The sequence below is a fragment of the Priestia sp. JNUCC 25 genome (assembly GCF_053667915.1).
Genome location: NZ_JBSJYE010000003.1, coordinates 1 through 4,794, shown reverse-complemented (window position 1 = coordinate 4,794; position 4,794 = coordinate 1). Strand labels below are relative to the sequence as shown.

Sequence of the window (4,794 nt, the reverse complement as noted above, 5' to 3'; positions counted from 1 at the left end):
TTAAAACACCGCCTATTATTTATTTCTTAACGGAACGATAACAGTCGGTGGAAGAGTGGTTATAAATTTTTGAAACACCTTGTTACCACCATATCTCATTATTAACTATTATTTACAATGTCCCCCATTATACATAGGTAAATCTTAGGGAATCAATAGCTATAGTAAGATTTGATCCTTTTTACTTATATTAAGTTTATAAGATTTATAGTCATATCATCTAAATGTATTATTAAATGTGTGATTCAAACACTGAGATTATTTTAAATATACGGGGGTATCGCAAAACTCATGAAAAAGAATATACAAATTTTTTCAATCCTTACTATCTTAATCACTGGTTTAATTGGTTGCAGCGCTATGCAAAATGATAAAGAAGTTTATAAAGGTGAAAAATTAAACATAGCAGTAGTAGGAAAAATACCTAAAATTAATGAGAAAGAAAGTACCATTAATTTTAAAAAGCTATCGCTAAAAGACATAAAAAAAATAGATCTTAAGTCATATGATGCAGTTATTATTACAAAACCTTACTTATCTAAAGCAGCAAATAAAGAATACAAAGATACATATTTAAATGGACATATACCCTTCTTTTTTGTTGAATCAAAAGGTTCTATTTTACCTTTCGTAGATAATTCACTAACATATAAACAATATGCTGATCGTGTAAATGATACTCAAAGCTACATCGTAGGGGTTTTAGGAAATCCAAACGGAGATAACTACAATACATGGCAATATGATTATGCAATTAAAAACGATAAATTTGATAGAACTGACGTAAAAGATATATATTCTAGAGTGTTTAAAACTATAGAAAAAGTAAAAAAAGAAAAAAGAAGCTAATATTTTAAATCATACTCAAAGCAAAGACCGCCCATTATGTATCAGTTTATAAGGCGGTCTTATCTATATTCATACTATATATCTATTCGTAAATTCTCGACACTATTCTCGTTGTAAGGCTCCGACAGTAATATTTACTACTGGAATATTATCTGTATTTTAGATTATAATAGTGCTATTAAAATCAACAATTTTCGAAAATTCTATATTGATTTTTGAACCATCCGTCGAGTTGTTCCAGCAACTCGGCTTTTTTCTTCTTCAATTCCTTTTTAAAAAGGGGAGTCATATTTTCATTTTTTATTTCTCTTAGCATCTTTCTATATTTCGATTTAGTTGAATTCCCAAGCTCAGCCCATTCTTCTGGGTGATCACGGAGATAGTAAAGCATTGCTCTATCTTGTATTTTTTCAATTTCTTTTAAGTCGGGCTTTTTTATCTGTAAAGTTTCAAACACATCAGCGAACTCGTCCACTGTTTCTCTCTTAAGTTCAAACTCTAATCTCCACCAGTAGGGTTGATCAACCTCATTACCCTTTTTCATTTGTTCGACCTTTTTATCATACAAACGTATCATCTTGTCACTTTCTCTTTTTCCTATGTACAAAGTCTCTAGCTGTTGTGACGGATTTCGAAATTCAACTGTGGATTTCTCTCTCGCATTTCCTACATTTATAAACTGATAATTACTCAGTTTAAAATCAACATCAAAAGCTAAATCAAGTCGAGTAATCCCTACATCGGTTAACATTGGGATCACATTTTTTTGAAGCCATTCAATTTGTTCGCTATTCAAATTATTAGGATTGAATTCTATTCGGAAATTTCGAGTGTTAAATGATTTTGCTTTTAATCTATCATACTCAAAATAAACCAAGTCATCTAAAAATTTACCACGTATGTAACTGTGGTACCTTGTGTCAGATACATGAATTTTATTCTCTCTTGCTATAGAGTATTTTTTTATTAACTGATTCAAAAGAGAGACTCTATTATCACTCAAATCGCCCATAACCGTCATACGATCAAACGTGATATTTAGTATATTTCCACCTTCCAATTTTTCTTACCTCCCCCATTAAAAACCTTTAAAAAAGTTAAAACCTCCTTTAAAACCTCTCAATCCCTTGGCGCTGTAAGCTTCAAGGGCTTTTTTAGGTGTGGAAAAACTCCCAAACTAGGAGCTTAAACCGGCTATTAGAAGAAGCCGGCTTAAATTAAGCTTCTTTTTTCCTCCAACATTTTCTGCACAGCAATCTGAACTGCTTTTCCTTCAGTGACTCTCGAGCCTTTTTCTTTCGTTAAAGCTAATGCTAATTCTTTGATTTGAATATTAGCTTCAGGCTCGATCCTTAATAATTTTCTTTCTGTTTTAGCTTTTTCTTCAGCCATATTAATCACCTTCACTTTTTGGTTACATTGGTAACCATTATATCCTTATTCTAAATTTTGGTCAACGAACTAATAATTACCCAAAACAAAAAATGCAAGTGTCCTAATTGTCCAGGACACTTAGGACGGACAGGACGGACAGGACAGAGGACACCCAGGACGTCCAGGACACTTAGGACAGATAGGACAGATAGGACAGATAGGACAGACAGGATATTTAAAACTTTAATAACGAATATTTAATTAAACAAAGGAGGGATAGTTTTGCTAAAAGTAGTCCCTACAGAAAAAACGTATGAAGCTTCTATTTTTGCTGAAAAATTAGGAGTTAGTTCATCAACTTTAAGAAACTACAAAAGTCAATTTACTAAAGCTGGCGTGACTTTCAGAAATCATAAAGGAAAAACTATCTATACAGAAAATGATCTTTTGCTTTTCAACAAAATGCTAAATCTACATAAACAAGGCGGCAAGACAATTAAAGACTGCGTCCTGACTGCCCTAAGTGTCCAGGACAGTCAGGACAATACACAGGACAACCAGGACAGCATGGACAATATAAAGGACGTCCAGGACAGTTTCCAAGAATATGCGATTACCTTCAAACAATATGAAGATATAATTAAGAGACTAGAAATTCAGGAACAAGAACTACAAAAATATAAAGCCCAAATAGAGAGACGAGATCGCCAAGTTACGGAACTCATGAGACAAATGCAAGAACTAAGAAAACAGACATGTCGCAAGAGAGCATGGTGGATGTTCTGGAAAAATTAAAAATAACCTCAAAGGTTGCATAGCTGCTGCAACCTTTGAGCAAACTACTCATGATGATTAACATCATCCCATCGATAATAATTTTTGAAAAAAACTCCTGATTTAGCGCCAGGAGTTTTTTTCTGTTTTACATTGTATACGATATACAAAGGTAGTTAACATAATGACTCTTTCCGGAAGACATCAAAAAAAGAGAACCCTTATGGGAGCAGGGTTCTCGATGAGGCCTTGTTTCTGCTTTATGCAGCTTTTTATACATCGTTGATATGACAGCTTTTCTTAGGGTTATGAATGACCTAAAGATGAATAAAAAGTGCACCTTTTATTCATATGTTAATTTCAAAAAATATAGTATTTTCAGGTAAAATTACCTCTTTTTTTCAGTACACTTTCACAGGATATTCTGATAATATTCAAAATTGAGATGATTGATATATTAACGGATTAATCTGTTAAACAATCAAAAAGGAAGCTCCTATCTAATGTGCCCGTTAGATGAGAGTTTCTTTTTATACATATACTTAATTCAGCCTCTAAGTAATTGATTTTTTATCTAGATATGTTATAGTGACAATCCGGCTGATTTCCCAAGTTGGATTTCATTTAACCCTAGTAAATATAACTAAAAGGCCACCTCTCTTACCACACACTCAAGAGGTGGCTTTTTAGTTTGTTAATAGGGATACCTTAAATCTGTTTTCTCTCTAACTCTCTAATTTGTTGTCTCAATTTTTTATTTTCTAACTGAGCTTGCATTGCAAATGTTAAGGCTACTAATGAAATAACCACCGGAAACAATGTGTAGTCCATATGAGAAAACCTCCTATTTTCATTAACAGGTGAAGAATTTATTCACTATACGTAAAAAGGTACTCTCTTTCAAAGAGAGTACCTTCATATCTTCAAATTGAATATGCTGATGAAGGGGCATTATATCATAAATGATTTATTCTTGCTCATAACTCTTATTTTCCTGTACACGGCTCTTTTTTATTTTTATGTATATTTTATTCTCAATTAACAAATCATTGCTTATATGGCTTATATGGGCTTTATACTCACTATCTAATTCCCTCTTAACCTCTTGTTTTAACTTTTCCTTCTCGTTGGTTGTGTTGCTGGATCCCCAATATTGCGTCTTTGTGGAACTTTTGCATGCGGATAATCCCATATTTGGCCATCCCTCAATCCCCCATTTCGACCACTGTTCTTGGGTTTAACATACCACAATTTGAGATTTGGTGTAACGCACTACACCAATTTTTCATCTTCGATCAAATTGGGAGCGCGCTCTACGAGGTAGGCGGTCGGAATTCCGACCTGTGTTTGGCTCCGCCAAAATGAAAAAAGACATCCTTAACGGATGCCCTTTTTCATGAAGACCGTGGACGCCGTCCACCACCTGTAAGGGGAACTCTTCCCCTTAACCCCATCTAAAAAACTCCCCCAGCCCCCTCACTTTTTTGAGGGGGCTCCCTCGCCGGTTGGCGTCAAACAAACGCGTTTGTTTGAGTGCCAAGAGGGTTTTGGTGTAGTGACATTGTCAACTCCTTAATGCTCCCTACGGTCCGCTTACCATTGACAATGGCCAAACATAGCTCACTTCTTTTTATTTTTATTTACCTGATCAATTAAAGAAATAAGAGCTATGCTTAGTAGAATTAAGCCTATAAAGGTACCATAGGAATTGGGAGTTTCATTGAAAAACATAGGTGATACTACAAAGTTTATTATAAATATAATCATAGCAAGAACAACTAATAATCTATTTGACAT

Annotated in this window: 6 protein-coding genes; 2 read left to right on the top strand and 4 right to left on the bottom strand. The window is 33.9% G+C overall.

The window, feature by feature from the left end; genetic code table 11:
- Positions 1-291 precede the first annotated feature (291 nt).
- Positions 292-849: a hypothetical protein gene (locus JNUCC25_RS27495; protein ID WP_454223391.1), complete on the top strand. Its 558-nt coding sequence runs from the start codon at positions 292-294 to the stop codon at positions 847-849.
- A gap of 184 nt (positions 850-1,033) precedes the next feature.
- Here JNUCC25_RS27495 and JNUCC25_RS27490 read toward each other — a convergent pair whose 3' ends face one another.
- Both JNUCC25_RS27490 and JNUCC25_RS27485 read right to left on the bottom strand, forming a co-directional pair.
- Positions 1,034-1,909: a replication initiation factor domain-containing protein gene (locus tag JNUCC25_RS27490; protein ID WP_029325211.1), complete on the bottom strand. Its 876-nt coding sequence runs from the start codon at positions 1,907-1,909 to the stop codon at positions 1,034-1,036.
- A 152-nt stretch (positions 1,910-2,061) separates the two neighbouring features.
- Positions 2,062-2,241: a hypothetical protein gene (locus tag JNUCC25_RS27485; protein ID WP_029325212.1), complete on the bottom strand. Its 180-nt coding sequence runs from the start codon at positions 2,239-2,241 to the stop codon at positions 2,062-2,064.
- A 264-nt stretch (positions 2,242-2,505) separates the two neighbouring features.
- Between JNUCC25_RS27485 and JNUCC25_RS27480 the strand changes: the two genes are divergently transcribed.
- Entirely contained in the window at positions 2,506-3,018 is a 513-nt protein-coding gene (locus tag JNUCC25_RS27480; protein WP_029325208.1) for a MerR family transcriptional regulator, read from the top strand.
- Positions 3,019-3,705: 687 nt separating this feature from the next.
- On the opposite strand, the gene JNUCC25_RS27475 is transcribed toward JNUCC25_RS27480, so the two are convergent.
- Together JNUCC25_RS27475 and JNUCC25_RS27470 are read right to left on the bottom strand one after the other, a co-directional pair.
- Positions 3,706-3,828 (bottom strand): hypothetical protein, encoded by a 123-nt coding sequence (locus JNUCC25_RS27475; RefSeq protein ID WP_279774782.1) that lies wholly within the window; start codon positions 3,826-3,828, stop codon positions 3,706-3,708.
- Positions 3,829-4,094: 266 nt separating this feature from the next.
- Positions 4,095-4,199 (bottom strand): plasmid recombination protein, encoded by a 105-nt coding sequence (locus tag JNUCC25_RS27470; RefSeq protein WP_454223392.1) that lies wholly within the window; start codon positions 4,197-4,199, stop codon positions 4,095-4,097.
- Positions 4,200-4,794: the final 595 nt, after the last annotated feature.